General features: G+C 68.6%; 23 protein-coding genes and 3 pseudogenes. 9 read left to right on the top strand and 17 right to left on the bottom strand.

All coding sequences use genetic code 11. The features are described from left to right. Nucleotides 1-95: 95 nt before the first annotated feature. Entirely contained in the window at nt 96-1,022 is a 927-nt protein-coding gene (ku, locus tag ACZ4N5_RS41140) for a non-homologous end joining protein Ku (RefSeq protein ID WP_467762084.1), read from the top strand. A 61-nt stretch (nt 1,023-1,083) separates the two neighbouring features. Here the strand turns inward: ku and ACZ4N5_RS41145 are convergent, their stop codons facing one another. The 4 genes and pseudogenes from ACZ4N5_RS41145 to ACZ4N5_RS41160 all read right to left on the bottom strand — a co-directional run bounded on the left by ACZ4N5_RS41145 (nt 1,084) and on the right by ACZ4N5_RS41160 (nt 4,724). Continuing rightward, nucleotides 1,084-1,368: a DUF6087 family protein gene (locus ACZ4N5_RS41145; RefSeq protein ID WP_467762085.1), complete on the bottom strand. Its 285-nt coding sequence runs from the start codon at nt 1,366-1,368 to the stop codon at nt 1,084-1,086. 113 nt (nt 1,369-1,481) lie between these two features. Further along, nucleotides 1,482-1,661: pseudogene (locus ACZ4N5_RS41150) on the bottom strand (phospholipid carrier-dependent glycosyltransferase); the annotation flags it as partial. 193 nt (nt 1,662-1,854) lie between these two features. Beyond that, the gene (locus ACZ4N5_RS41155; protein ID WP_467762086.1) at nt 1,855-3,369 is read right to left on the bottom strand and encodes a C40 family peptidase; all 1,515 of its coding nucleotides are present in this window, start codon (nt 3,367-3,369) and stop codon (nt 1,855-1,857) included. Nucleotides 3,370-4,172: 803 nt separating this feature from the next. Next, a complete protein-coding gene (locus tag ACZ4N5_RS41160; protein ID WP_467762087.1) occupies nt 4,173-4,724 on the bottom strand; it encodes a hypothetical protein in 552 nt (183 codons plus the stop codon). Between the two features lie 94 nt (nt 4,725-4,818). Here ACZ4N5_RS41160 and ACZ4N5_RS41165 point away from each other — a divergent pair, with 94 nt between their 5' ends. Next, complete coding sequence (locus ACZ4N5_RS41165; RefSeq protein ID WP_467762088.1) at nt 4,819-5,331, top strand: PadR family transcriptional regulator; 513 nt, start codon at nt 4,819-4,821, stop codon at nt 5,329-5,331. 446 nt (nt 5,332-5,777) lie between these two features. Then, nucleotides 5,778-6,023 carry a hypothetical protein gene (locus ACZ4N5_RS41170; protein ID WP_467762089.1) on the top strand — a complete coding sequence of 82 codons (246 nt, stop codon included), beginning with the start codon at nt 5,778-5,780 and terminating at the stop codon, nt 6,021-6,023. Nucleotides 6,024-6,503: 480 nt separating this feature from the next. Here ACZ4N5_RS41170 and ACZ4N5_RS41175 read toward each other — a convergent pair whose 3' ends face one another. The 3 genes from ACZ4N5_RS41175 to ACZ4N5_RS41185 form a co-directional block, all read right to left on the bottom strand. Further along, a complete protein-coding gene (locus tag ACZ4N5_RS41175; protein ID WP_467762090.1) occupies nt 6,504-7,502 on the bottom strand; it encodes a hypothetical protein in 999 nt (332 codons plus the stop codon). Then, on the bottom strand, nt 7,499-8,074 hold the full coding sequence (locus tag ACZ4N5_RS41180; RefSeq protein ID WP_467762091.1) for an RNA polymerase sigma factor: 576 nt from the start codon (nt 8,072-8,074) through the stop codon (nt 7,499-7,501). The genes ACZ4N5_RS41175 and ACZ4N5_RS41180 overlap by 4 nt, the downstream gene beginning before the upstream one ends. A gap of 653 nt (nt 8,075-8,727) precedes the next feature. Continuing rightward, on the bottom strand, nt 8,728-9,867 hold the full coding sequence (locus ACZ4N5_RS41185; RefSeq protein WP_467762092.1) for a PucR family transcriptional regulator: 1,140 nt from the start codon (nt 9,865-9,867) through the stop codon (nt 8,728-8,730). A gap of 87 nt (nt 9,868-9,954) precedes the next feature. On the opposite strand from ACZ4N5_RS41185, the gene ACZ4N5_RS41190 reads away from it, so the two are divergent. The 3 genes from ACZ4N5_RS41190 (at nt 9,955) to ACZ4N5_RS41200 (ending at nt 13,350) form a co-directional block, all read left to right on the top strand. Then, on the top strand, nt 9,955-11,010 hold the full coding sequence (locus ACZ4N5_RS41190; RefSeq protein ID WP_467762093.1) for a ferredoxin reductase: 1,056 nt from the start codon (nt 9,955-9,957) through the stop codon (nt 11,008-11,010). A gap of 7 nt (nt 11,011-11,017) precedes the next feature. Then, nucleotides 11,018-12,136 (top strand): fatty acid desaturase family protein, encoded by a 1,119-nt coding sequence (locus tag ACZ4N5_RS41195; protein ID WP_467762094.1) that lies wholly within the window; start codon nt 11,018-11,020, stop codon nt 12,134-12,136. Between the two features lie 572 nt (nt 12,137-12,708). Next, complete coding sequence (locus tag ACZ4N5_RS41200) at nt 12,709-13,350, top strand: uridine kinase family protein (RefSeq protein ID WP_467762095.1); 642 nt, start codon at nt 12,709-12,711, stop codon at nt 13,348-13,350. A 264-nt stretch (nt 13,351-13,614) separates the two neighbouring features. Here the strand turns inward: ACZ4N5_RS41200 and ACZ4N5_RS41205 are convergent. The 6 genes and pseudogenes from ACZ4N5_RS41205 to ACZ4N5_RS41230 form a co-directional block, all read right to left on the bottom strand. Continuing rightward, nucleotides 13,615-13,734: pseudogene (locus ACZ4N5_RS41205) on the bottom strand (IS5/IS1182 family transposase); the annotation flags it as partial. A gap of 24 nt (nt 13,735-13,758) precedes the next feature. Then, nucleotides 13,759-14,856, bottom strand: a complete 1,098-nt coding sequence (locus ACZ4N5_RS41210; protein ID WP_467762096.1) for a hypothetical protein — start codon at nt 14,854-14,856, stop codon at nt 13,759-13,761. A 302-nt stretch (nt 14,857-15,158) separates the two neighbouring features. Further along, nucleotides 15,159-15,317 carry a hypothetical protein gene (locus ACZ4N5_RS41215; RefSeq protein ID WP_467762097.1) on the bottom strand — a complete coding sequence of 53 codons (159 nt, stop codon included), beginning with the start codon at nt 15,315-15,317 and terminating at the stop codon, nt 15,159-15,161. Nucleotides 15,318-15,469: 152 nt separating this feature from the next. Further along, on the bottom strand, nt 15,470-15,592 hold the full coding sequence (locus ACZ4N5_RS41220; RefSeq protein ID WP_467762098.1) for a hypothetical protein: 123 nt from the start codon (nt 15,590-15,592) through the stop codon (nt 15,470-15,472). 256 nt (nt 15,593-15,848) lie between these two features. Further along, nucleotides 15,849-17,144: an MFS transporter gene (locus ACZ4N5_RS41225; RefSeq protein ID WP_467762099.1), complete on the bottom strand. Its 1,296-nt coding sequence runs from the start codon at nt 17,142-17,144 to the stop codon at nt 15,849-15,851. Beyond that, nucleotides 17,141-17,680, bottom strand: coding sequence for an ArsR/SmtB family transcription factor (locus tag ACZ4N5_RS41230; RefSeq protein ID WP_467762100.1), 540 nt, complete (start codon nt 17,678-17,680; stop codon nt 17,141-17,143). The genes ACZ4N5_RS41225 and ACZ4N5_RS41230 overlap by 4 nt, the downstream gene beginning before the upstream one ends. A 293-nt stretch (nt 17,681-17,973) precedes the next feature. Between ACZ4N5_RS41230 and ACZ4N5_RS41235 the strand changes: the two genes are divergently transcribed. Beyond that, complete coding sequence (locus ACZ4N5_RS41235; protein WP_467762101.1) at nt 17,974-18,117, top strand: recombinase family protein; 144 nt, start codon at nt 17,974-17,976, stop codon at nt 18,115-18,117. Nucleotides 18,118-18,163: 46 nt separating this feature from the next. Here the strand turns inward: ACZ4N5_RS41235 and ACZ4N5_RS41240 are convergent, their stop codons facing one another. From ACZ4N5_RS41240 to ACZ4N5_RS41250, 3 genes are read right to left on the bottom strand one after another with little or no spacing between them, the layout of a single operon-like run. Beyond that, nucleotides 18,164-18,868: an ABC transporter ATP-binding protein gene (locus ACZ4N5_RS41240; RefSeq protein WP_467762102.1), complete on the bottom strand. Its 705-nt coding sequence runs from the start codon at nt 18,866-18,868 to the stop codon at nt 18,164-18,166. Nucleotides 18,869-18,874: 6 nt separating this feature from the next. Further along, entirely contained in the window at nt 18,875-20,254 is a 1,380-nt protein-coding gene (locus ACZ4N5_RS41245) for an ABC transporter permease (RefSeq protein WP_467762103.1), read from the bottom strand. 54 nt (nt 20,255-20,308) lie between these two features. Then, entirely contained in the window at nt 20,309-21,595 is a 1,287-nt protein-coding gene (locus ACZ4N5_RS41250) for an ABC transporter permease (protein WP_467762104.1), read from the bottom strand. Between the two features lie 200 nt (nt 21,596-21,795). On the opposite strand from ACZ4N5_RS41250, the gene ACZ4N5_RS41255 reads away from it, so the two are divergent. Next, complete coding sequence (locus ACZ4N5_RS41255; protein ID WP_467762105.1) at nt 21,796-22,458, top strand: response regulator transcription factor; 663 nt, start codon at nt 21,796-21,798, stop codon at nt 22,456-22,458. Further along, nucleotides 22,449-23,639 (top strand): sensor histidine kinase, encoded by a 1,191-nt coding sequence (locus ACZ4N5_RS41260; RefSeq protein ID WP_467762106.1) that lies wholly within the window; start codon nt 22,449-22,451, stop codon nt 23,637-23,639. Before ACZ4N5_RS41255 ends, ACZ4N5_RS41260 begins: the two co-directional genes overlap by 10 nt. Nucleotides 23,640-23,967: 328 nt before the next feature. Here ACZ4N5_RS41260 and ACZ4N5_RS41265 read toward each other — a convergent pair. Continuing rightward, nucleotides 23,968-24,491, bottom strand: a pseudogene (locus ACZ4N5_RS41265) (GntR family transcriptional regulator); the annotation flags it as partial. Between the last annotated feature and the right edge of the window lie 181 nt (nt 24,492-24,672).

Genomic DNA, 24,672 nt, shown 5'->3' on the forward strand with positions numbered 1-24,672 from the left:
TGCCGCCTCTCCTCGTTCAGCGGCGAGGCCTCGCCGCGCTCGGGCCTGCGACTGCTTCTAGGCTGAAGGCCTCGGGGCTTGTCGCGGAGGTTCCCATGCCCCGAACCATCTGGTCCGGCGCCATCTCATTCGGCCTGGTCACCGTGCCGATCCACGTGGTCAGCGCCCGGGAGGACCACAGCATTCACTTCCACCAGGTCCACCTGAAGGACATGGGCCGGGTACGGAGCCGCAAGATCTGCGAGCTCGAGGACCGCGAGGTAGCCCAGTCCGAGATCGGCAAGGGCTACCAGTGGGGCAAGGACACCATCGTCCCGGTGCTCGACGAGGAACTGCGGGAGATACCGCTGCCCACCGCGAAGGCCATCGAGATCGAGGCGTTCGTGCCCCTGGACTCCATCGACCCGATCCAGATCGGCGAGGGCTACTACCTGGAACCCGACGGCCAGGTGGCGGCCAAGCCCTACACACTCCTGAGACAGGCCCTGGAACGCTCATCGAAGGTGGCCGTCGCCAAGTACGCCTGGAGCGGCCGAGAGCGGCTGGGCCTGCTCCGGGTACGCGACAACGTCATCGTCCTGCACGCGATGCGCTGGTCCGACGAGATCCGCGACCCGTCCCAGCTGAAACCGGAAGAGGTCGAGCTCACCGACGACGAGATCGCCCAGGCGGAGCAGCTCATCGACCGGCTGACCCGCGACGATCTGGAGGGCGACGACTTCACCGACCGGTACACGCAAGCGGTGGAGCAGCTCATCGACGCGAAGCGGGAGAACCGCGAACCGCCCACGTCCGAGGAACCCGAGGAGGCGCCGGGGCAGATCGTCGACCTGATGGCCGCGCTCAAGGAGTCCGTGGCCAAAGCCAAGGCCTCCCGAGGTGAAGACGCCACCGTCCACGACATGCCCAAGAAGAAGACCGCAGCCAAAAGGACGACGACCACAAGGACGGCAAAGAAGAAGCAGCCCGCCAAGAAGGCAGCCAAGAAGACGACGGCGCGGAAACCGCGGCGCAGCGCCTGAGGCTGCTCACTGCCCGGCTGAGCGTGACGGCGCCGAAAGGGAGGCGCAGGCGAGACCCCGTTCATCCGCCGCGGGAGGTGCGGATGGACGGGGCCGGTGCAGGACGGTCCGGGCGGCCTACCGTCAGGACGGTCCGGGCGGCCCACCGCGGGGACTGCGGCTTGCGATGCCTACCGTTTCCGCTGCCGAAAAACTTGGGGGCCAACCCCTTGGGCGACTCCAGATCTCCAGCAGCCCCCGGGTGCAGGAGGTACTTCGCCTCGTCCAAGCTCACCGCGAACCCGTAGGGCTCCCAGGAGTGTCCATTCCACCGTTCGATGACGCGCGGCGCGTCAGCATTCGTCACGTTGTCCTCGCCAAGCCGGTGGCAGCAGGGCCGCCGAGTAGCCGGTCCCCGCCCCGATCTCCAGAACCCAGTGTCCGTCCTCGACGACCAGGCTTTCGATCATGTGGCCAGGCTCAGATCCAGGTGTCGAGCCACATTCTGGCGAACCGGTCGGCAAGCGGGATCGTCTGTCCGGTGTAGATCGGGAAGAAATAGATGAAGTTCCAGACGATGAGCAGGACAAGGACGCTTGCGGCCACCGCACCTCGTATGCGGCGCTTGTCGGTCGCTCCCGCCGGACCCCGCACCGATCCGGACAGCTCCGAGTTCGTCCAGCCCACCCACGCACCCCGCCCCCATGACGCCCGGTTACGCGCACGCCTGACCGCCGCGGTGACCGAACCGGAACCTGGGCGTGAGGGCATGAGCCCCAGCATGCGGCGGTGCCCCGATCACCCAGGGTGATCGGGGCACCGCCGCATTGCCGTCCGGGTCTACTCCGCCGCGCTACTCGAAGGAGAGGGAGCCCTGGCCGGGCTGGCTGAGGTAGTTCTGCCAGCCGGCAGAGAGCGGCTGGTTGGCGCCGAAGCTGGTGCCGGAGCCGAGGTGGGTGGCGATGGTTCCGTCGGTGCCCTGGATGACCAGGTCGGCCTTGCCGTCGCCGTTGATGTCGGGGAAAGTCAGGCGACCCTGGCCGGGCTGGCCGAGGTAGTTCTGCCAGCCGGCAGAGAGCGGCTGGTTGGCGCCGAAGCTGGTGCCGGAGCCGAGGTGGGTGGCGATGGTTCCGTCGGCGCCCTGGATGACCAGGTCGGCCTTGCCGTCGCCGTTGATGTCGGGGAAAGTCAGGCGACCCTGGCCGGGCTGGCCGAGGTAGTTCTGCCAGCCGGCAGAGAGCGGCTGGTTGGCGCCGAAGCTGGTGCCGGAGCCGAGGTGGGTGGCGATGGTTCCGTCGGCGCCCTGGATGACCAGGTCGGCCTTGCCGTCGCCGTTGATGTCGGGGAAAGTCAGGCGACCCTGGCCGGGCTGGCCGAGGTAGTTCTGCCAGCCGGAGGAGAGCGGCTGGTTGGCGCCGAAACTGGTGCCGGAGCCGTTGTTGAAGTGGACGCCGATGGTGCCGTCGGTGCCCTGGACCAGGAGATCCTTGTTGCCGTCGCCGTTGATGTCGGCGTAGTACAGGCGGCCCTGACCGGCGCCGCCCAGGAAGTTCTGCCAGCCCGCGCTGACCGTGGTGCTGGCACCGAAGCTCGTCCCCGAACCGGGACGGAGCCCGATCGTCCCGTCGGTGCTCAACACCATCAGATCGGCCTTGCCGTCACCCGTGACGTCCGCGCGATTGTTGGTGTCCTGGATGTTGTCGTAGCGGCGGGGGCTGAAGGTGCCGTGACCGCTGTAGTAGGGGTAGGGAATGCTGTGGTGGACGGCGCCGCTGCTGCCGGACTCCTCCAGCGCGTCGTACGTGGAGTGATCGGAGCTGGTCCATCCGTTGAAGATGACCACATGGCCGCTGGCACCCGAGTCGGGGTTGAGGAGGACGTCACCCGGCTTGAGGGACTCCTTGGCTATGGAGGAGGTGTAGTTCAGCAGAGTGCCGGTGGTCTCGCCCCAGTTGTTCCCGCTGGAGGAGTCCAGGTGCCAGGCCATGGAGACGAAGCCGGAGCAGTCGGTGCGGTACTTGCCGTTGGCGTCGGTGCGGTAGCTGGTCATGCTGTACGGCACGCCTGCGTCGACCCACGACTGGGCCCGGGCAATGACGTCCGCCCTGCTGATGCTGCCCCCTGCCGAGGAATCCGCGGTCAAAGTGGCGAAGGCGCCGACCGGCCGGGGTGCGGCGGCCAACTGCGCCACTGAGGCGGTCGTCGGGTTGGGCACGGTCGGGGTGAAGTGGGTCAGTAAGCACGAGTTCGCCGTACTGGACGCGCCGGCGGACGGCGCCGGGGTGTCGGCGACGGCCTGCCCCAGCGTCATGGCGGTGACCGCGCCGACGACTGCGACGGACAGGGCAAGGCGCTCGATCATGTCCATGACATACTCCTGATGAGGTTTGTAGCGCAGGGGTTCTCCGGGTCCGGAGAACCAGGAGCTGAACTGTGAAGAGGGCGAGCGGGATCGCTGTCGCACGGGCGCGACGATCTGGCGGCGCGGCTCGTGGAGTCGGAGAGGGCGGCGACGCGGGCGCCTGCCTTCGTAGAGTGACGTCGGGCCAGGGTTCGGCTCGCGCCTCCCGCTCTCAGGGCTTCAGTTGGGGTACGTCCCATCCGAGGCATGCCGGAGGCCGGTGGTGGGCCTTGCGCCTGAGGAGGAGGCTTGGCGGCCGGGGCCGGGATCAGCTTCGCTACGAGGCGATGCCGTGCGATGCGATGTGGTGCGGGGACGTTCCAGCGCGCGACCCGCGTCGCGAAGGTGAGTGGCAGTCAGCCGCCCTTGCCACCGGCCCGGCAGGTGGGGATGTCGACGCCGACCGGTGCGCCTGCGGGCGGTGCGCCCGTGAACCCCCGTGGTGGGCCTCGGCTCGCCGCCCCGGCCGGTCTTCCTGAGCTGGTCGGTGGGGTGTGGGCCGGGAGGGCGGGCAGGTTCAGTGAGCAGGCGACAGTAGTGGTCGAGTGAGTGGTCGTGGTCATGACGATCCCCCCGGATGGCCGCGCGGTGGTTGGCTCAAGAGCGGTAACTGTGGATCAGGGTCTTTCCGTCAGGCGGCCCTCCGGAGGGCTCGTACTTCCCGGGGCCCCTCCGCAGAGCGCCATCCGGTCCGATCGCGCCGCAGACCGCGCCGCAGACCGGGGGCGCGCTTGCCCGAGGAGCGTCCGGCACCGAGTGTCCGGTATTGGCTAGCCCCTGACCTTGGCCTGGGCGGCGGCGACGTAGCGCACGGTGAACAGCACGGGGACGACGAATCCGGCGGCCTGGACAAGTGTCGCCGCCGTGGAGTGGCCCTGGCCGGCGTGGGCGAGGGCCGCGAGGGCGCCGGCCGTGACGGCGAAGGCGGCGGTCCATACGGTGGTGATGACCACGTTGACCCGGACGAAGGGCTTGAGGCTCCAGACTTCGGGTGGGGTGGTGCGCTTTGCGATGCCCAGCGTGAACGGCTTGCCCGCGAGCAGTGAGGCCCCGGCGATGAGAGCCAGGGTCGCCGAGGAGAGCGCCGCCGAGTAGGCGTGTGCGACCGAATGGGGGTCCGCGAAGGCGACGACCGCCAGGACCGCGAAGAAAACGGCCGAGCCGGTTTCCATGATCAGCGCGTCGAACCCGACTCCCGTCCGCCACTGCTGGGCAATCACCGCCACCGCCACCAGCAGACCGGCGAGCGCCCCCCACTGCCACTGGGCGGACGGGACCACTGCGAAGACGATCCATGGAAGGAAGGCGCGTACGTACGACATCGAAGACCCCCGGGTTGCTGACGTTCCTGTTTTGACATGTCGAAACTAGAAGTTCCACCCTCGACATGTCAAGAGTGGAAGGTAAACTGATGGCATGAGCCTTCGACACGCCCTCCTCGGACTCCTGTCAGAGCGACCCGCCAGCGGCTACGACCTGCTGAAGCGCTTCGAGACCTCTTTGGCCAACGTCTGGCCCGCCACGCAGAGCCAGATGTACACGGAGCTGTCCAAGCTCGCCGACAACGGCCTGATCAGCGTCTCGACCCAGGGCCCGCGTGGCCGTAAGGAGTACACCCTCACCGACGAGGGCCTGGCGGAACTGCGCCACTGGCTGACGGAGATCAAGCCCCAACGCCACACCCGCAGCGACATCCTGCTGCGGGTCTTCTTCCTCAACGTGATCACGCCCGACCAGGCGCGCAGCTACCTCACCGAACTCATGGAGCTGTCGGAGCAGGAGCACGAGGCCTTGCGTCGACTGGCCGACTCCATCGACTGGGGCGACGACCCGCTGTCGGTGAACGGCAAGATCGCCCTGGAGTACGGCCTCCGCTTCAACACAATGCGCCGCAAGTGGGCCGCGTGGGCGGCCGACCAGATCCGCTAGGGCGTGCCGGAAGGTGACGGGCGCGTTCTCGGGCGGCCAGTTCCCGGTGCAGCCGGGTGACGCTCGTGCAGCCTTCGGCGAACCGTCGTTCCAGATAGGACGTGCAGGGGTCGAGCCGACTGGGCCAGGGCCGGCCCTCGCGGAGGGTGTCCTGCCGGCGGACGGCACTCGCATAGCGCAACACAGCGTTGAGCCCCCAGCCCAGGTGTCGGGCGATCGCCCGGCGCGGACGTCGTCCGGTCTTCCCCGCCGACGCGGGGGTGTTCCGTCCATCCCCCGGTTCCTGTACCAGGCGTTCCTGTCCTCCCCGCCGACGCGGGGAGCAGCCGCCATCGCTTCCGCCCGCGTGGATCTGCCATCGGGACACCTGGTCGTTCCTGATCGAGCAGACCTCCCAGCACCCCCACTTCCGCCTCCCTGAACGCATCAACGACCTTGACGACGGAATGATCGAGACGTCTCTGTCCGGCCGCTCCGTCCTGGCTGTCCTGGCTGTCCTGGTCACCATGCGCAAAGTCAGCGACGACTACGCCTCAGTCGACGAAGACATGGCCACCTGGGCCCTGGCCTGCGCGGTCTGCCAGCGCACCCAGCTTGCCGTCACCGACACCACCCACACCCGACCCGACGGCGCCCAGGTCACCACCATCGTCCTCGACGACCGCCCCACAACCACCAGTCGGGCAGCCTGACCGGCCAGTCCAGGCCCCTGTTCGCTACCGGCCGCACGCGAGAGCAGCAGCCTCGCCTGGCGGCGGGTGTCAGGCGGAGCCACATCGCGTGGTCGGCTGGCCGATTGCAGGAACGAGCAGCGCGCGTTCACTGTGGCCTTCACCCGCTCGGAGCGTGGACGTCAGCTCTGGAGATCGTTTCACCAGAGATCGCGTACACGGGCCCGAACCTGAAACGCGAGCGCTGAGGACTCCGGCTTCCGCTGCCCGCTCCGGAGTCTTCAGACGTAGCCCGGTCCCTGTAACGCTCTGGCAGGGACCGGGTTTCCTGTTTGTACGCCCGCTTCCACACCCCAAGAGATACGGTGGCCGGCGCAGAACGGACAGCCCCAGGCACGGCCGTCGTCCAGCTGCTCCCCCACAATGTCCTGCACGAGCCCTCCACAGGGCACTGCGCCATGGCCTCATGTGGGACCCTTCACACCCGCTGGGTGAGGCTCGCTACGCCTCGGCGTGAACGACGGTGTCAGACCCTTCCGCGGCAACAACGCGGATCCCTTCCTCTTCATCGCAGAGCAGTGACGCGTGGCGCACACGCATCTCCCATTCCGGCGGCCAGCGCGTCGTGTCGTCCCAGCGGATTCCGTCCAGCAGCAGCCCTTCCAGCTGGGCGTTCGTGAGATCCGCGCCGACGAAGTCGTTGCTGGCCTGCTCAACTTCGGCGACAGCCTTCGCCAGAGCAGCTGCCTCTTCGCAGCCGCGTGCCAGATCGTCCATCAGGTCCTGGGCGATTGCGGTGACCCCGAACAGGTATGAGCGGCCGGCGGTTTCAAGCGCCTCGATGGTTGGGGCGAGTTCTTCGTCCAACAGTTCCCGGATGCTGTGGAGCTCACCGATGAGCCGGTCCGCAGGGCTGGCGAGTGTTTCCTCCACAGCGCCGAGGTAGTCCGGGCGGGCGGGAAACTGTAGGCGACGGTTCGGCTCCGGCAGTTGAGAGATGCCCTCGAGATGGCCCCGCAGGTTGTCCAGCACGGTGTCCACGTGGCTCATCGCTTGTGCGGTGTCACTCAGAAGGTCACACAAGTCCTGGACGATGCGGACTGCAGCCCGCATGGCCTCGGCCAGGTCACGAGGCCAGTAGAGGCGCACCAGCCGCAACGCTTCCTCACGGTGCTTGACGCGAATGGCGGCGGGGCGGTGCGACAAGGCTCCCCGCTCGGTCAGATGGGCTTGGAGCGCATGGTTGCGCTGGACCAGGGCGTCGCAGACGTCCCTGGAGAGGCGGCGGTTGACGCTGGTCCCCAGAGTGCGGTGCGTCGCGGCCAGGAGGCGGTCCAAGGCGAGATCCGGAGAGCGCTGTTCGGGCGGCCCCCCGAGAGCATTGAGACGGTCGTTCACGGCGATTCCGAGATCGTCGTGGACTGCTGTCAGCAAGGCTTCGAGGTCGTCAGTGTGGCGACGGTCGGCCCCGTCGGTACCGCGGGACTCGTTGCCGGTCATGCCTTCCCCCTCTCGTTGACGAATCGTCCTTCCAGGTGCAGGCCCTGCTTCAGGGCCGCTCGAGCGCGCGCAAGGTTTTGACGGACGGCTGCCTGCGTGGTGCCCATGGCGCGCGCACTCTCCGCCGTGGTGAAGCCGTCCAGGTGCCAGGCCATCGCGGCGCGCTGCTTGGCCGGCAACTGCAGCAGTAAGGAGATCACTCGGCGTTGTTCTTCTCCGAGTTCGGCGGCGTGGGTCGGGGTGTCCCAACGCAGGCTCGTCTGCGGTTCCGGCAGATCCGCGCAGGCTTCTTCGAGCTTCACTTGCTGGCTCACCCAGGACCGCCAGGCGACGGTGCGCAGCCAGGCGCGGGGGTAGCTGATGGAGACGCCGGGGGCGCACATCTGGGTGAAGGCGTCCTGGGCTGCGTCCTGGGCTTCGGTCCAGGACGCTCCGTGCAGGAGCAAGAAGCGGACGAGTGCCGGGTACTGCTCGTCATGCAGTACGCCGGCGAGATGGATGCCTGGTTGCGGGTCCGCAGTCCTCTCGAGGGGCTCGGCCAGATGGAGGTCAGTGCTGAGGGCGTCCTCCACGGTCATCACCCCCCGCACAGCCGTGTGGAACCGCGCCGGAACGGCGGTGAGCGGGGTGGGAAGCCAGAGCGGCCGGTGAGATCAGGCAGCGGAGCCGGTCAGTGTGTGCGGCCTCCGCGATGAGCGTCCTCTCCACGGACGCCTTCACTCTCCCCTGAGCGATCCCCACTATGCCCTTAACGACACTGACTGCCACGGTTACCACCGCTTCCACGATCACAGGCTCCATGCCGCACTCTTCCTTTGCCAACGAGCACCCGGTTCTGCCGCGTGCACCACAACAGTGGTGATTTCTGGGCCAGTTGTGACATCCGGCTGGTCACGCGGGTGGAGCGCGGCATCGAGGGCTCCTCGACGCGTCACGCGTCCCGTACGAACGGCCCCCGTACTCCCCGTTCGGCCCGACCTCGATATAGCCCTGGCGGGTTGAGCTACCTGCTGTTGCCGGCGCCGCCCGAAGGGCGCCTCCCAGAGTCGGTTGGCGCGGATGCCAGCACGGCAGCCCGGGCGGCGCCCGTGCCCGCGGTCTCGGTCAGCCTCCCCGGTGCGTTGTGAGCGCCGGCGATGAACGTCTCCGTGACCGCCGTCGTCCCGGTCCGTCGCAGCCGCAGCCGCTTGTTGGGCCGCACCGGGAAGGGAGTGCCGCTCCTCACTCAGCTGACCCGAAGACCGATCGCCAGCGTCAGTTCAAGGACCTGGTGTGGCGATGCGAGATCCGGAAACAGCTCCCGCAGCTGCGACATCCGGTACCGGACTGTCTGGGGATGGACGAACAACGCCGCCGCGACCTCGTCCCGCCTGCCCTGGTGCAGCAGCCACGCCCGCAACGTCTCCTCCAGCCGCCGTGCGGTCGCGACAGGCAAGGTCCGCAACGGTGCGAGGGCTCGGGCACGCAGGTCTGCGAACGCGTCCGCGTCGGCGCTCAGTACCAGCTCGGGCAGGTGGTCCTCGGTGTCGCGAATATCAGAGGAGAGGGAACGTGCGCGTACGGCTCGTGCGTACGAGGCGGACGCACGAGTCCATGGCCGGGCCGGGCCGACCACGGCGGTGCGGTCGGTCAGCTGCCGCAAGAGATGTGATCGGTCGGCATCGGGGACGAGCAGCACACCGGTGGCGTCCGGCAGATCGTCGAGGACGAGGGTGCTCGGGTCGAGCGCGCGGTAGGCAGGCCGGGCCTGGGCGGCGGGAAGCAGGACCGCGGTCAGTGAAACCGGAGGCTGCCACTCGGCCCGTTGAACAGAGGCCAGCAGCACGTCCGGGCTCGCGCCGGCGAGGAGGTCGCGGGCCAGGTGTTCCAGGTGGCGCTCCTGGGCCCTGCCCTGGGCGGCCAGCTCGTCGGCGTGGCCCGCGGCGCTCGCGGCGGAGAGCTCGTCGATGTAGGCGAAGGTCAGCTCGGCGAACTTGGCGACCTCGGCGGCGGGCAGACCTGCGGGTACGGCACCCGCTGCCAGGCATCGCCAGGCCACGCGGGCGCCGACGCGGTAGGCGCTGAGTAGGGCGTCCATCGAACGGCCGTCGCGCACCTCGCCGCGGCCCAGCTCGTAGGCTGCGTCACCGGCGTCGCCGCCTGTGGCATTCCCGCTCGCGAGGTCCAGGTAGTGCCCCAGGGCGGTGCGGACGGCTCGGCGGATGGTGCCGCCCATGCGTCCCGAAAGGGCGTTGGCGTAGGAAGGGACCTCGTCGATGATCGCCTGGACGACCTCGTCGGCGGTGGTCTTCAGCGCGGCCCGAAGTGCGGTGACCGTCGTCTCATCCAGGGCCAGTTCGCTGGCCCTCTGGATTGCATGGCTCACGTTTTTGTTCCCTGCGAACAATTAAGCCGACCAGATTTACGTCCTGCGGTCAGGACTTTACGCCTTGAGGCGCAGCAAGCTGGAGTCATGACGAGTGCAGCCCTCCGCAGCAGGGCGTGGAAACTGCTGGAGATGGTCACGACGCCGCTGCTGCCGTCGGACTACCTCGACCTGGTCAGCCCGCTGCGTGCGGGCGCTGACCTGCGTGCGCGCATCGAGGCCGTGCACCCCGAGACGAGTGACGCCGCGACCATCGTGATCAAGCCGGGACGGGGCTGGCGCGGCCACACAGCCGGTCAGTACGTGCGGATCGGGGTCGACGTCGACGGGGTGCGCCTGTGGCGTGCCTACTCCATCACCTCGCCGACAAACCGCCAGGACGGCCGCGTCACGATCACCGTGAAGGCGATCCCGGACGGCAAGGTCAGCAACCACCTGGTCCGCAGGGCCAAACGGGGCACGCTGATCCAGCTCGACCAGCCGACCGGTGACTTCGTGCTGCCGCAGGCCAAGCCCGCCAAGGTGCTCTACCTGACGGCCGGCAGCGGCATCACGCCCGTGATGGGCATGCTGCGCGACATCGAGTTCGACGATGTCGTCATGGTCCACTGCGCGCCACAGCCGCAAGACGTGATCTTCCGCAACGAACTGCACGACCTGGTCGCGGACAAGAAGCTGCGGCTCACCGAGGTGCACACCGATACAGACGGCATGCTCGACATCGCCCGTCTCGACGAACTCGTGCCCGACTGGGCCGAGCGCGAGACCTGGGCTTGCGGGCCCGCGGGCCTGCTCGACGCCGCCGAAGAGCACTGGACCGAGCACGGCGTACAAGAGCGCCTGCACACCGAACGCTTCCGCCCCGGCATCGTCGTCGCCGGCGACGGCGGCGAAGTCACGTTCAGCGCCACCGGCAAGACCGTCGACGCGGACGGCGCCACGCCGTTGCTGGACATCGGCGAGGAGGCCGGCGTGCTCATGCCCTCCGGGTGTCGCATGGGCATCTGCTTCGGCTGCGTCACGCCGCTCAAGGCGGGCGCCGTCCGCGACCTGCGCACCGGCGAGATCACCGAGGCCGAGCCGGGCGTCCTCATCCAGACCTGCGTGTCCGCCGCGGCGGGCCCCTGCGACATCGAACGGTAGGAGCACCTTGACCGCCATCGACCCCACCGCCCACCTGACCGCGGAGCAGATCGAGGAGCTTGGCCGCGAGCTGGACGCGATCCGCGACGAGGTGATCGCCGGCCGCGGCGAGAAAGACGCCGCCTACATCCGCAAGGTCATCTCGGCGCAGCGCAAGCTCGAGCTGGTCAGCAGGGGCGTGCTGCTGTTCTCGATCTTCCCGCCCGCGTGGCTGCTCGGCACCGCCGGTCTGTCCGTGGCGAAGATCATGGACAACATGGAGATCGGCCACAACATCCTGCACGGCCAGTGGGACTGGATGCGAGACCCGAAGATCCACTCCACCACCTGGGAGTGGGATCACGTCTCACCGTCCGAGCAGTGGAAGCACTCGCACAACGAGCTGCACCACACGTACACCAACGTGATCGGCAAGGACAACGACCTCGGCTACGGCATCATGCGCGTCGACGAGGACCAGAAGTGGCACCCGTTCCACCTCGGCCAGCCGCTGTGGAACTTCATCAACGCCTGCTTCTTCGAGTACGGCATCGCAGCGTACGACCTGGAGCTCGGCAAGAACCTGCACAAGCGCCGCCGCAAGAACCCGGAGTTCCGCGCGCGGGCCCAGGCCGTGGGCCGCAAGATCCGCAAGCAGGTGCTCAAGGACTACGTGATCCACCCGCTGCTGTCGGGCCCGTCGTTCCCCACCACGCTCGCCGCCACGTTCACCGCGAACCTGGTCCGCAACATCTGGTCCCACTCGGTGATCATGTGCGGGCACTTCCCCGAGGGCGTACAGGTCTTCGAGCGCCGGTCGATCAAGGGCGAGACGCGCGGCCAGTGGTACCTGCGCCAGATGATGGGCTCGGCGAACATCAGCGGCAGCAAGGCCATGCACTTCATGACCGGCAACCTGTCGCACCAGATCGAGCACCACCTGTTCCCGGACCTGCCGAGCAACCGGTACGCCGAGGTCGCGGTGAAGGTGCGCGCGCTGTTCGAAAAGTACGAGCTGGAGTACGTCACCGGCCCGCTGCCCAAGCAGGTGTTCTCCGCGTGGCACAAGGTCTTCCGGCTCTCGCTGCCGAACAAGAAGCCCAAGGTCAAGACGCCGGACCGCGAGCAGGAGCTCGTCGCCGCCTGATTCCCGGTATTGGTTCAGATCTCTCGGCCGTACCGGCGGCGCCGCCGGGTTCGGTGAGATCCGTTGCGGACGGTGGGCGCCCGCGGCATCAGACCGTACGACACGGGATCCGGGCAGCCCGGTGTCCGGCTGCGCAGCCTGGACGTGCGCCTGGCTCTGTTCATGAGAACGGGTTTTGTGGCGGGTGACGCTCTGTCATTGCTCGATATCGAACAGCGGGATGGACGGTGATGGCGGAGCAAGGACTGTGCGAAGGCGGTTGAGGTTGACTCGCCACTGCTTCCAGTCTTCCGGGTCGACCCAGTTCGAGGCTGGCCCGGCCTCCTCGCCGATGACGCGAGCGAGGGCCTCGTCCGCGAGCGTCCGCCCGCGCCCAAGGGCCGTTACGCCACGCTGAAGGTCCGCGGCATCGCCGAGGTGCGCAGGTCGACCGAGGTCGCGGCCCTGGCCTCCCGCTGAACCGGGCCGCGTTTCCCTGCTTGCCATAGGCGCCCACGCCGCCGTACATTCCCTGCACCCGGCTTGTCCGGCCGCTTCGTTTATCCCCTTTGAGCACATGAGGAGCGCCCGGTATGACGGGTGTACTGGCGGTCGCAGGCGGCACCGCATCCGGCAAGTCCACCCTTGCCGAAGCCCTGTCGCTGCAGTGTCCCGAGAGCGTGGCGCTGGTCCATCTGGACGACTACTACGTGCCCGCGCACGACCCCCTGAGTGGTGTGTGGACGGTCAGTGCCGACGGGCACGCCGTCCTCGACTGGAACCATCCGCAGTCCATCGACGAGACAGCGGTGACACACGCCGTCGACGCGGCGCTGCTGCGCCCCGGCGTGCTGCTGGTGGTGGTCGAGGGCCTGTTCGCGCTGTCACTGCCGTCCGTGGTCCGGCGGGCGGCGTGGCGGGTGTACGTCGACACCCCCGACGACATACGCCTGGCCCGCAAGATCCTCCGGAAGATCGAGGTGCAGCGGCAGGACCCCCGACTGTCCCTGCGCAACTATCTGCAGACCGGCAGGGACCGCCACGCAGCCCACGTCGCGCCCTCTCGAGCAGCGGCCGATCTGGTCGTGGACGGGACCGCGAGCGAGGCGGAGATGCTGGCGGCCGTCATGCCGCTGATCGGGCCTGCCCTCGCGCCGCCGCCCGCGGCGCGCTCGCGGGCACGGGGGGTGTGCGCTGTGCCCCGTACCCCCGGGGTCCCGGTGTTCGCGCTGTGACGTGCTCCGGGGGCACCGGCCCCGGCGAGGGACACCGCGTGACCGCGCTTCCGGCAACACAGCCCAACCCCCGGCGGGCTCTCAGGCGAATCACGACCGATCCAGTTCCCCTGCACCCAGGCGAACTGCAGGGGCGACATAGCCCCCGGCAGAGGGCGAGCCGGTACCGGATGCGCCCCGGTCACAGGACTCCCGATGGGCCGCGAACTTCGCCGCCGCCCGCCAGTTCCACGCCCGCGAGGGCCATCTAGAGGCATCTAGAGGGACCTTCTCGCCACCGTCGTACCCGTGAGGGCCGCCGCGCTCGCCGGCCCGGACGCTCTGGCTGTCCACGATGGCCGCGCTGGGAGTGGGATCACGGCCGAGCTGAACCCGCTCGCGTTCGCACCGGACACGACCTAGGACGACCTAGGACTTGCCGGGCTTCAGATCGCCGATGACCCCGATCCGGATGCCCAGCCACGGATAGGTGTGGTTGTAGAACACGTTGTCCTGCGGCTGCAGCCCGACAGCGGAGGGCCACATCTGGAAGGCCGGTGCGTTGGAGATTCCGCCGTGGAGCCGCCGCCACACCCGCAGGGAGCTCTGTCCGGAGGGGGGTGCCGTGATCGTGTCGGTCCACTCGACCGCGTTGCCACCCTGGTCGAGAGTGCCCCACGGCGAGGTGGTCCTCGCCCCGCCGACCGTGCTGAGGCTGCCCTGGTAGACCTCGGCGTAGGTACTGGGATCGAGTCCGACTGGGTTGACGGTGGAGCAGGCCTCGGGCTGCAGCTGTCCCGGGCACCAGCTCGGTGCCGGCTTTCCGCTTGCGTGGTAAGAGGCCAGCGGCTGGGTCGCCGCGTTGGTGACGTCGCCGGTGGTCGGGTTGAGGACGGTGGGGTTGGGGGCGGTCGCGTCTCCGTCGCCGAAGACTCCCGGGTTGGTCGGGTACTTCCAGTAGGAGTAGGTGCCGCCGCCGCGCGGGTCGTAGTAGGCCGCCTTGATCCATTCGTCCTGGCTCGGCAGGACGAAGCCCGAGCGATGGGCTCGGGTGGTATTCGGCCGCGCCAAGTCGTACATCCCGCGCTCGGTGCGCACCGACAGTCTGACCTGATAAGTGACATAGTTGAAGCGGCCGTTGCTGCTGGACTGCTTGGAGATCAATCGGCCGTTATAGAGCGAGTTGACGAAGCGTGCCGCCCTCAGGAAATTTGCGAAACCGTACGGCTTGTCCGCCCACTCCGGAAAGGCCACCGAGTAGTGGCTGCCGCTGTCGGCGCTTCGGGAGAAGTTGATTTGGCCGTACCTCGGCCACGCCGACGAGCTCTCGGTCTCGTCATAGAGACCGAGGCGGTTGCGTCCCTCGGGATCGGCCGTATTCAGGAACGACACCCACTGTTCCACGGTGACTTCGAGCTGCCCGATCTCGTAGCGATGGTCCACGCCGCCGACCCTCAGACAACTGCTCGGGGAGGGAGCTTCGGCGCACGAGCGGTACAGGGCGTCCTTGAACGGGAGAATGCCCACCGAAGGGTTACCAGGCGCGCCGACCCTGGCGGTCCTGAGTGTGATGACCGCGCCCCCGTCGGAGGGGCCTTCCCCAGAGGGACGCGGCTCGGTAGCAGCAGCACCGGAGCCGGCCGTCACGGAGGCTGCGAGCAACGCCGACAGCCCACACGCCGCTACGACGGCCCTGCTGAGGCGAGTACCGCGGGAAACGAAGTGCATGAGCAGTCTCTTTCGGCCATGGGCAGCCCTCTCCGCGGCAACGGCCAGCGCGGATCGGACCGACGATCACTCAACGGTTGACGTCACGCTAACCTCATTCACTACTCTCCGCTTTCCATCGATGGCTGGTCGTAGCCGTGCAGGGTGAGCAGCCGGCCCGGACGGGCGCTCCCGACGCCTTGGCAGTGCTCGGCGATCTGCAGGCACCCGGCCAGGCCCGGCTGAGCCGTACCGAAGCCGAGCAGGCCTGCACCGTCCACGTCGTGATGGATCGGCTCGTCGTCAGTGACGACGCGCTTCGGAGAGCGGCTCGTCGTTCCAGGTGTCCGTCATGGCCGCCTCCCTCTGCCAGGCGCCGGGCGGCGACGTGATGTTCAGGGCTTGTGCTGTTTCGGCTCTGTCAATCGGCGGGTCAGATGATCGCCGAGCGTGTGAAGACGACCGCGGCGCCAAAGGCGGCCACGCCGGCGAGCACGGCGGTGGCCAGCGGGTTGCCGGCAGCGTAGGTGAGGACGCCTTCACCTGCGGCTCCCACGGCACCGGCACCGCGAACAGCCCAGTCCTGTAAGTTCCCTGCGCCCAGAGCCGGCAGCACCGCTGACGGTCGTTCCGGACACGGGGCTGCCGTTGACCGTACATGGCGTCTGGGCTTGTGCAGGCGTTGCGGTCGGGGCGAGGGGAGCGGCCACGAGAGCGGCGGCGCAGAGCGGCACACCCGACCGACCCGGCGCCACTCGTCGCGCCCCGCAGGGTCCTGCCACCCGCCCTGCTGTGACCCTGCGCGGCAGGGGTCACACCAAGTCAGGTGCACTCTCGTGGGCGGGATCCTTGGATGCCTGGTGATCCGGACCGCCGACCGGGGCGGCGGCACGCAGCGCCTCTTCGACCCGGCGGTTGCTGGTCATGGATGCCGTGACGGCCGTCATCGCCAGGAGGAGGCCGGCGGCGGCGTAGAGCGGGGTGCGGATGTCGTAGGTGGTGGCCAGCCAGCCTCCGAGGAAGGCCCCGATGGGGGCGGCGCACATGGCCAGCATGCGGGAGGTGGAGGCGACCCGGCCCATCAGGTGGGCGGGGACGATCGCCTGCCGGAGGGAGGGCGCGAGCACCATCGTGGCGCCCATGCCGGCCCCGCAGACGGCGAGCGCCAGCCCGGCGACGTACGGGTTCGGGGCAGCGGCCAGGCCCAGGATGGCAAGCCCCTCGACGGCGGCCGTGCAGGTCAGTGCGGTGCCGGTGCCGAGTCGTCGGCCAAGGTAGGAGGCGATGCCTGCGCCGAGCAGGCCGCCGGTGGCCTCCGCTGTGAGGAGCAGGCCGAAGCCGTAGGTGTCGATGCCGAGGCGGTCGTGCGCGAAGAGGGCGAGGACGGTCTCCACAGCGAGGAAGGCGATGTTCCCGACCGCCGGACGGAGCGCGAGCCCGAGCAGCACCCGGTCCCGGAAGACGTACGAGGCCCCGGCCCGCGCCTGCCGAAGCAGCGACTCGCGGACCTCCGGCACGGGCCGGGGCATGGCGGGCAGCGTACGTACGAGCAGTGCGGAGAGCATGAACGACACCGCGTCGGTGAGCAGCGGAACCGCCCGCCCGAGCGCGAGCAGCGCACTGCCCGCAGGCGGCCCCGCGAACCCGGACATGGCGGTCTGGGCGCCGCGCAGGCGGGAGTTGGCGCGCTCCAGGAGCGCGGGGTCGCGGTGGAGCAGATCCGGCAGGAAGGCCGTGGCGGCCGTATCGAAGAAGAGCCCGCCGATGCCGAGCAGGAAGGCGACGGCCGCGAGCAGCGGAATGCTCAGCACGTCGAGCGCGGCCGCCGCCGCGGGTATCGCGAGCAGCACCGCACGTGCCGTGTCCGCGACCCACATCGTGCGCCGGCGGTCCCAGCGGTCCACCAGCGCACCGCCGAGCACCCCGAAGAGCAGCCACGGCAGCGTCCCGGCGGCCGTGACGACGGCGAGCGCCATCGGATCGCGCGTCAACGTCAACGCGAGCAGCGGCAGCGCGGCATGCGATACCCCGTCACCGAGCGAGGACACCGTCTGCGCGCTCCACAGCCGTCCGAACCCGGTCGGCAACTTCCGAATGTCCGAGGTCACTTGGCGCCCCCCTCGGCCTGCTGGCGCGGTGCCGGGTGGAACAGTGCGAAGACGAGTGACGCGTCCGGCAGCGACGGATCGGACAGCTCCCGGTACTCGTCCGCCAGTGCCTGCAGCCGCGCCCCCAGCTCCGCGAACTGCTCCTCGGTGAGCCGCAGATGCGCCATCCGCACGTGCCGCTCGCCGTCCGCCGGCGACGCCTCCAGGTCCGCCACCGCATGGCGCATCAGCACATCCGGCCCCCCTTCGCCCGGATCCGGCAGCTCGATCGCCCGCGCGGCCATCGCGTAGTACCGCTCGGTGACCCCCCGCACCTTCCGTGTCCGTACCACCTTCACCAGGCCGGCCCGCTCCAACAGCCGCACGTGATAGCTGGAACTGCCCTTCGCAAGGCCCACCCGCTCGGCGATCTGCGTGATCGTCGCGGGCTCGAAGCGGAGCACGGCCATGATCCGGTGGCGCGTGAGATTGGAGACGGCGCGCAGCTGGTCGTCAGTGGTGACGTGAAACGTCTCGGGAAGATCGTCGGTAGGCATACGAGCAATGGTCAACGACTCTTGACCATTGCGCAAGGGGTTTCGCACGGACTTCCAGAATCTGCTGTCCAGCGCGCGAGACCTTCCGCCAAAGCCCCCGACCCCACTGCCGATCCGGGGAGCTGTCAATAAACCTTCGCTTTCTGAAGATCGCTCCCGGCGGGTCACCCAGGCCCCTCGGAGCCTTCAAAGGCCCTTCAAAACCTCGGGCGTTCAAGAACCCCGGACCGCCGTTCTCTGACACGCTCCGGGGCCATGACGACCTGACCACCACTCAGGAGCTGGCGCACGACGTGGACTTGCTCGTCGCCGAGCCGCCCGTGCGCGCCGAGATCAAAATCGGGTACGCCCGGGTGTCGACCGGCGGGCAGAAACTGGAGCGGCAGCTCGACGCGCTCACCGCCGCCGGGTGCCGGAAGATCTTCGCGGACAAGTAGTCCGGGAAGGATTCGCTCCGTCCCGAGCTGAAGGCGTGCCACGCCATCAGGCGTTCACCTGTTCCGTGAGCTTGCCCTTGCGCAGGTGGAGGATGCGGTCGGACTGGGTGGCCAGTTGCTGGGAGTGGGTGACGACGACCACGCATTTTCCCTGTTCGTGGGCGAGTTCGCGGAAGGTGTCGATGATGCCCTGGGCGGTGTCCTCATCGAGGTTTCCGGTGGGTTCGTCGGCGAAGAGGATGTCGACGTCGCAGGCGAGGGCGCGGGCGATGGCGACACGCTGCTGCTGGCCGCCGGAGAGCTGCAGCACGTTGCGGGTGGTCATCGCCTTGTCGAGACCGATCTTTTCCAGCAGGTGCAGGGCGCGCGTTCTGCGGCTGCCGGTGGCGGGTTTGGTGCCGGTGATCTCCATGGCGCAGGTGACGTTCTGGAGGGCGCTCATGTAGGTGAGGAGGTTGTACTGCTGGAAGATCGTGGCGGCGTGCTTGTTGCGGTAGCGGCCGAGGCCGAGTTCGGTAAGGTTCCGGCCGTCGAAGCTGATGGTGCCCTTGGTGGGGGTGTCGAGGCCGCTGGCGAGGCTGAGCAGGGTGGTCTTGCCGCTGCCGGAGGGGCCCAGGATGGTGTAGAAGGTGCCGCGTTCGAAGGCGTACTCGATGCTCTTGAGCACGGTCGTCCTGCGGCGCTGGCTGGAGTAGGTGTGGCTGACGTCGGTGAGGCGCAGGACGGGCGGGGTAGCGGTGGGGCTGGTCATGGCGGGTCACTTGCCCTTCGTGAGGATGGTGCGGGGGCTCAGGCGCAGCACGGCGCCGGCCGGAATGGCGGTGGCGAGCAGTCCGATGCCGAGGCCGACGCCGCCGACCGTGGCTAGGTCCGCCGGATCGAGCGCGACCGTGATCTTGTCGATGGGGTCGGCGTTCTCCACGGGCTTGTCGTTCGGGTCGATGCCCTGATCGAGACCGGTGCTGCCGGGGGCCGGAGGCTGCCAGGAGTCCAGCTTCTTCTCAGCGGCGGAGGCTTCCTTGCCGAGCAGTGACTGGCCGGCGCTCTGGGTCAGGTCCGGGGCGAAAAGTGAGCTCACGCCGATGGCGACGGCGGCGACCACGACGATTTCCAGGGCCTGCTGGGTGATGAGCTTGCTCTTCTTCTCGCCCATGGCCAGCAGGACGCCGTACTCCTTGTGGCGCTGCTTGACCGCGAGGTTGACCAGGAGGGCCAGGACGGCCGCGCCGGCGATGCCCATGAGCCACATCGCCACGGTGGCCGTGGAGCGGATGCTCTTGAGCGGGCCCGTCATCTGCTGGACGGCCTTGTCGTTGGCGTCCAGCTTGAAGCCGTCGAGCGCCGAGCCCGCGACCTGCTTCGCCCTGTCCTTGAACGCGTTCTGGTCGTCGGCGTCCTGGAGGAGGAAGGTTGCCTTGCCGACCTGCAGCGTCCCCTTTCCCTCTGACTCGAGTGCGGAGATACCGCCCACGGTGCCGTACAGCAGGTTGGCCGGGCTGAGGAAATTCTCGGGTTCGGGGTCGGTGCTGGGGCGCGGGTCGCGGTAGATGCCGGCCACGGTGAAGTCGGCCGTCGTCTTCTCGTCGTTGCTGGTCAGGGTGATCCTGTCGCCGACCTTGAGACCGTTCTTCCTGGCCAGCCGCTCCTCGATCAGGAGCTTCTTCTTGTCCCTGTCGGCGGCTGTGAGGTGCTTGCCGGACAGGAGGGTGAACTTGCCGCTGCGGAAGTCGGGCAGCAGCGAGGAGTCGAGGACGCCTGTGGCCGAGGTGCCGCCGGGGCCCATGGGCTGGATCTTCGGCCCGCCGTCGACCAGCTTGTACTTGCCCTTGAGGAAGGCGCGGTCCCACATCGAGTAGCTGTACTTCTGCACCTGCGGCAGCGCACCGAGCTTGTCGACGGTCGTGGCGTCGATGCTCGGGGCCTGCATGCCACCACCGCCCAACTGGTGCATGTCCATTTCCATGTTGACCTCGGCGCCCACGGAGTGCTTGGCGTCCTGCTCGGCCTGGGCCGTCGCGTCGTTGATCAGGACGCCGGCCAGCACCATCACGGAGATGACGAGGAAGGTGGCGAAGGTGATCAGGGTGCGGCCCTTGCGGGCCCACAGGCTGAGCCCCGCGCGTTTGACGAAGTTCATGGGTATCGCTCTCTCGGTCCCTGTCGGTGGATGGACGTGCGGTGAGTGGGCCGGTTATTCGGTGTCGGCGAGGATGGAGCGGGGGTGCAGGCGGAGGATCCCGATGCCCGGAACGACGGTGGAGACCAGGGAGATGCCGAGCCCGATGCCGGCGACCTTGCCGACGGCGGCCGGCTCGACCCGTACCGCGGCAGGAGCGATCTCGGCGCCCCGCACCCCGGCCGCCGCGACCGGCTTGCCGGCCTGGCGGCCGAGGAGCGCGTCGCCCGCGTGCTGTCCGGCGAGGGAGCCCGCCAGAGCGGCGAGCGCGACGGCGGGCAGAGCCACGGCCGCCACCTCTACGGCGTGCTGGCCGACGAGCTTCCACTTCTTCTCGCCCATCGCGAGCAGCACCCCGAGTTCGGCGCGCCGCTCGCGGATCTGCAGCGCCACGATGAGACCGAGAATCAGCGCCCCGGCCAGGGCGATCACCCAGACGATCAGGCCCGCGAACGTGCCGACCCGCTGGATCGGGCGGACCTGGTCCTTGTACGCCTTGTCGTTGACGCGGAAGTCGAAGGTGCCCTTGCCCAGGAGCCGCTCGGCCTCGGCGTGCAGCTGCTCGGCCCGGTCCGGTGAGCCGATCTTGAACACGGCCTCGCTGACCGTCACGGTGCCGGTGCCGAGCTGCTGCGCGGTGCCCACCGGTACGTACAGGGTGTTGCCGGGCAGTTCGTGCGGCCGCGTCCACCTCGTCGGATCCTGCGCCGGGTCCTGAAAGATGCCGACCACCGTGAGCCGTACCGTGCGTTGGCCGTCTTCAGACCTCACCCGGACGGTGTCGCCCGCCTTGAGGTGGTTCTTCTCGGCCAGGCGCTGTTCGATCACCGCGACGTCGTGGCCCGCGTCGGCGGGGGTGATGCCGCGGCCCGCCGTGATCTTCGTCGATCCGTACGAAAAGGGCAGCAGCATGTCCGAGTCGCGGACGCCGTTCACAGCCAGAGGATCCTTTTCCACTCCGCGTTTCCGCTTCCCGGCGTCGGTGCCGCCCGGCTTCGGCGCATTCGATGTCAGCGGCGTGAAGCCATCCGCGCCGGCGCGCACCGGAAGCTCCGGGTTGTAGCGGTGCACCAGGTCCGAGGCACCGAGCCGGTCGGCCAGGGCCGGGGTGAGGCCCTTCTTCCTGACCGTGACGTCGACGCCGATGGCCCGTTGCGCGTCGGCTTCCTGGCCGGCGGCTGCGGCCTGCAGCAGGAAGCCGCCGAGGAGCAGGGTGCAGATGACGACGAAGATCGCCAGCAAGGCGGCGGTCTTGGACTTTCTGGCACCAAGGCTCATCCCGGCGCGCTTGACGAAGTTCATGCCGCAGACAAAAGCAGCTTGCCGCTTGCAGCAAGATAAGCGTGTTACAGGGGCATAAGGACCGGCCCCGGCCCTGGTCGAGGGTGCCGACTTGAACCCGGCCGTCTTCGCTGCCCACTCCGGTACAGCGCCGGCCGGCTCGGAGCACACCGCTCCGCATCCTTATCCGGCTGCAATCGTGATCTTGGTTTCATGGGGCCATGAGAGTTCTGGTAGCCGAGGACCACCGTGTTCTCGCCCGCACCATCGCCACCGGTCTGCGCCGCCAGGCGATGGCCGTCGACATCGCCGCCACCGGCGACGCGGCCGAGCGGATGTGTCTGCTCACCGCCTACGACGTGCTGATCCTCGACCGCGATCTGCCGGTCATGACCGGCGACGAGGTGTGCAGGCGGCTGCGGGAACTCCAGGACCCGCCGCGAATCCTCATGCTGACCGCGGCCGGCGAGCTCACCGACAAGATCTACGGCCTCACCGCGCTCGGCGCGGACGACTACCTCGCCAAGCCCTTCGACTTCGCCGAGCTCGTCGCCCGCGTACGCGCCTTGAGCCGTCGCGCGCCGAAACCGCCCCCCTCCGTGCTGCGCTTCGGGAGTATCTCCCTGGACAAGGCGCGGCGCGAAGTGGTTGTGAATGGCCGCCCGCTGGAACTGACTCCGAAAGAGTTCGCGGTCCTGCACCTGCTGCTGATGGCCGGTGGCGCACCGGTGGCGCACGACGAGCTGGTCCGCACCGTCTGGGACGAGCACCTCGACCGACGTACCAGCGCGGTCCGTGCCACCGTCAGCCGGTTGCGCGGCAAACTCGGCGACCCGGGCCTGATCGCCGCCGACACGGGAGAGGGATACCGGCTGTGCGACTGAACCCGCGGGCGCTGCTGAGCAGACTGCCCTTCCGCGGTCGCCTGGCCGCTGCCTTCTCCGGGCTCTTCCTGCTCGCCGGCATCACCCTGCTCGCCTTCGTGGTGCTGCTCGCGCGCTATGGAACAGATCAGCAGGTCCAGGGGCTGTCGATCACGTACGGCGATGTGCCGAGCGGTCGTTCGACGCCCTTCGGGCCGGTGCACGCCGTTCGGCCGGACCGCTCCTCTCCGGCTCCGAGCGACAGTGTCATGATCAAGAAGATCGACCAGACCGTGCAGGCTGTACAGGACACCGCGCTGCGCCAGATGGTGCTCTGGTCCGCCGTCGGCCTCCTCGTCATGGCGTTGCTGGCCGGACTGCTCGGCTGGTGGCTCGCGGGACGGGCACTGCGTCCCGTCACCTCCATGACAGAAGCCGCCCGCCGTATCAGCGAACAGAACCTGCACCAGCGCCTGGCGCTCACCGGCCCCGACGACGAGCTGCACCGCCTCGCCGACACCTTCGACACCATGCTCGACCGGCTGGAGAAGGCCTTCGAGAGCCAACGCCGCTTCGTCGCCAACGCCTCCCATGAACTCAAGACACCCCTCGCCGCCCAGCGCGCCACCCTCCAGGTCGGCCTCGCCGATCCCCTCCCCGAGAGCCTCGTCGAAGTTCGCGAGGACCTGCTCACCACCAACCGCGAAGCCGAACAACTGATCAACGCGCTCCTGCTGCTCGCCCGGAGCGACCGTGGACCGGACGAGACCGAAAGCGTGGATCTTGCGGAAACCGCCCGGCTCGTTACCGCCGAACTCGCACCGCAGGCAGCCCAGAACGGCGTGCACGTCGACCTCGGCGCCGACACCCGGCCGGTCGTTCTCGGGGACCCCGTCCTGCTGCGCCACCTGCTGACGAACCTGATCCGCAACGCCATCCAGTACAACCACCCCTGCGGGTGTGTCCGCGTACGACTCGACGCCGCCACCGTTACGGTGACCAACACCGGCCCCCACGTGCCCGCCGAACGGATCCCCGACCTGTTCGAGCCCTTCCGACGCCTCGACGCGGACCGCACCGCCACCTCCGGCCATGGCCTGGGGCTGTCCATCGCCGCCTCCATCGCGGAAGCACACCACGCCACGCTGACGGCGCAACCCGGCCCCGAGGGTGGACTCGCACTCACCCTGCGCTTCCCCTGAGCGCCGTGACGCTACTCGTCACCGCCCGCCTGCCCACCAACTGGTCCATCTCAGCAGCAGATGGACCAGCCGACCGGGCCGGCACCGGCAGCAGATCCGGCAGCAGGACCCATTCGGCTCGCACACCGGCCAACTCACCCGAATCAAGATGCTGTTCGCCCCCTACCGACCACACGTGGGGATAGAGAACGGTCAGTGAGCCACGGGCGTCAGATCACCTCAGCTTCCCAAGCTGAGAGTGCGAGTTCGATTCTCGTCACCCGCTCCATGACAGAGGCCCAGGTCATCGACCCGGGCCTTTTTGCTGTCCGTTGTCATCACCCACCGTTTTCTTGCGCGCCTCCAGGTGCGCGCGCAGCCCTTCGGTGAGCGGAGCCGAGTCGGCGAGCTCAGTACCTTCCGCCAGGCCGGCGGGGAAGTAGGAAGAGGAAAGCTCAACCGGCTCTCCGTCCGCTTCGATCAGCAGCCGCCGAAGGAGCACCTGAGTCTTCCTGGGCACACCCAGGAGCCCAGCGACTCGGGGCGGTACGGGTACCTGGCGGACTTCGACGAGGCGCCCCGGGGCCTGATCCTCCTGACGGTCGAGCACCTCCCGGCCGCGCTGGACCTTTGCTCGGCCACTTCCGGCCGCCCGCGGACGATGGTGCCGAACCCCTGCCGGGACTCCAGCCAGCCATCCCGCTTCAGCAGCTCCAGCGCGCGGACGACAGTGGGGCGGGACATTCCGAAGGCTTGGACCAGCTTATTTTCACTCGGGCCCCGGCTCCCCGGCGGGTACGTACCGTCCTCGATACGCCCCTGGAGCGTCTGCGCCAGCCGCACATACTTGGGTGCAGCCACCTCGTACGCCATAGCCCCGCCTAGTGAGAATCCGCCAAGTCAACCTGTCAACCAGCCTACTCACGTGAGTGGGTACTGAACACCCGCAGACGCGCAGGTGAGGTTCCCCCGAGATGCGGGGAAAGGTGACAGCAGGTCAGATGGGTCTCATGAGAGGAGCCCAGAAGATGCCTGCCCCGAGGAAGTACCCGCT

It is taken from the genome of Streptomyces sp. NPDC026500 (genome assembly GCF_055567635.1).

What these genes read in the sequence shown, in the direction of transcription:
- ACZ4N5_RS41250 (WP_467762104.1), bottom strand. Translation starts at nt 21,595, where the DNA reads ATGAACTTCGTCAAGCGCGCCGGGATGAGCCTTGGTGCCAGAAAGTCC.
- ACZ4N5_RS41240 (WP_467762102.1), bottom strand. Translation starts at nt 18,868, where the DNA reads ATGACCAGCCCCACCGCTACCCCGCCCGTCCTGCGCCTCACCGACGTC.
- ACZ4N5_RS41245 (WP_467762103.1), bottom strand. Translation starts at nt 20,254, where the DNA reads ATGAACTTCGTCAAACGCGCGGGGCTCAGCCTGTGGGCCCGCAAGGGC.
- ACZ4N5_RS41170 (WP_467762089.1), top strand. Translation starts at nt 5,778, where the DNA reads ATGATCGAGACGTCTCTGTCCGGCCGCTCCGTCCTGGCTGTCCTGGCT.
- ACZ4N5_RS41155 (WP_467762086.1), bottom strand. Translation starts at nt 3,369, where the DNA reads ATGGACATGATCGAGCGCCTTGCCCTGTCCGTCGCAGTCGTCGGCGCG.
- ACZ4N5_RS41230 (WP_467762100.1), bottom strand. Translation starts at nt 17,680, where the DNA reads ATGCCTACCGACGATCTTCCCGAGACGTTTCACGTCACCACTGACGAC.
- ACZ4N5_RS41165 (WP_467762088.1), top strand. Translation starts at nt 4,819, where the DNA reads ATGAGCCTTCGACACGCCCTCCTCGGACTCCTGTCAGAGCGACCCGCC.
- ACZ4N5_RS41200 (WP_467762095.1), top strand. Translation starts at nt 12,709, where the DNA reads ATGACGGGTGTACTGGCGGTCGCAGGCGGCACCGCATCCGGCAAGTCC.
- ACZ4N5_RS41255 (WP_467762105.1), top strand. Translation starts at nt 21,796, where the DNA reads ATGAGAGTTCTGGTAGCCGAGGACCACCGTGTTCTCGCCCGCACCATC.
- ACZ4N5_RS41175 (WP_467762090.1), bottom strand. Translation starts at nt 7,502, where the DNA reads ATGACCGGCAACGAGTCCCGCGGTACCGACGGGGCCGACCGTCGCCAC.
- ACZ4N5_RS41190 (WP_467762093.1), top strand. Translation starts at nt 9,955, where the DNA reads ATGACGAGTGCAGCCCTCCGCAGCAGGGCGTGGAAACTGCTGGAGATG.
- ku (WP_467762084.1), top strand. Translation starts at nt 96, where the DNA reads ATGCCCCGAACCATCTGGTCCGGCGCCATCTCATTCGGCCTGGTCACC.
- ACZ4N5_RS41160 (WP_467762087.1), bottom strand. Translation starts at nt 4,724, where the DNA reads ATGTCGTACGTACGCGCCTTCCTTCCATGGATCGTCTTCGCAGTGGTC.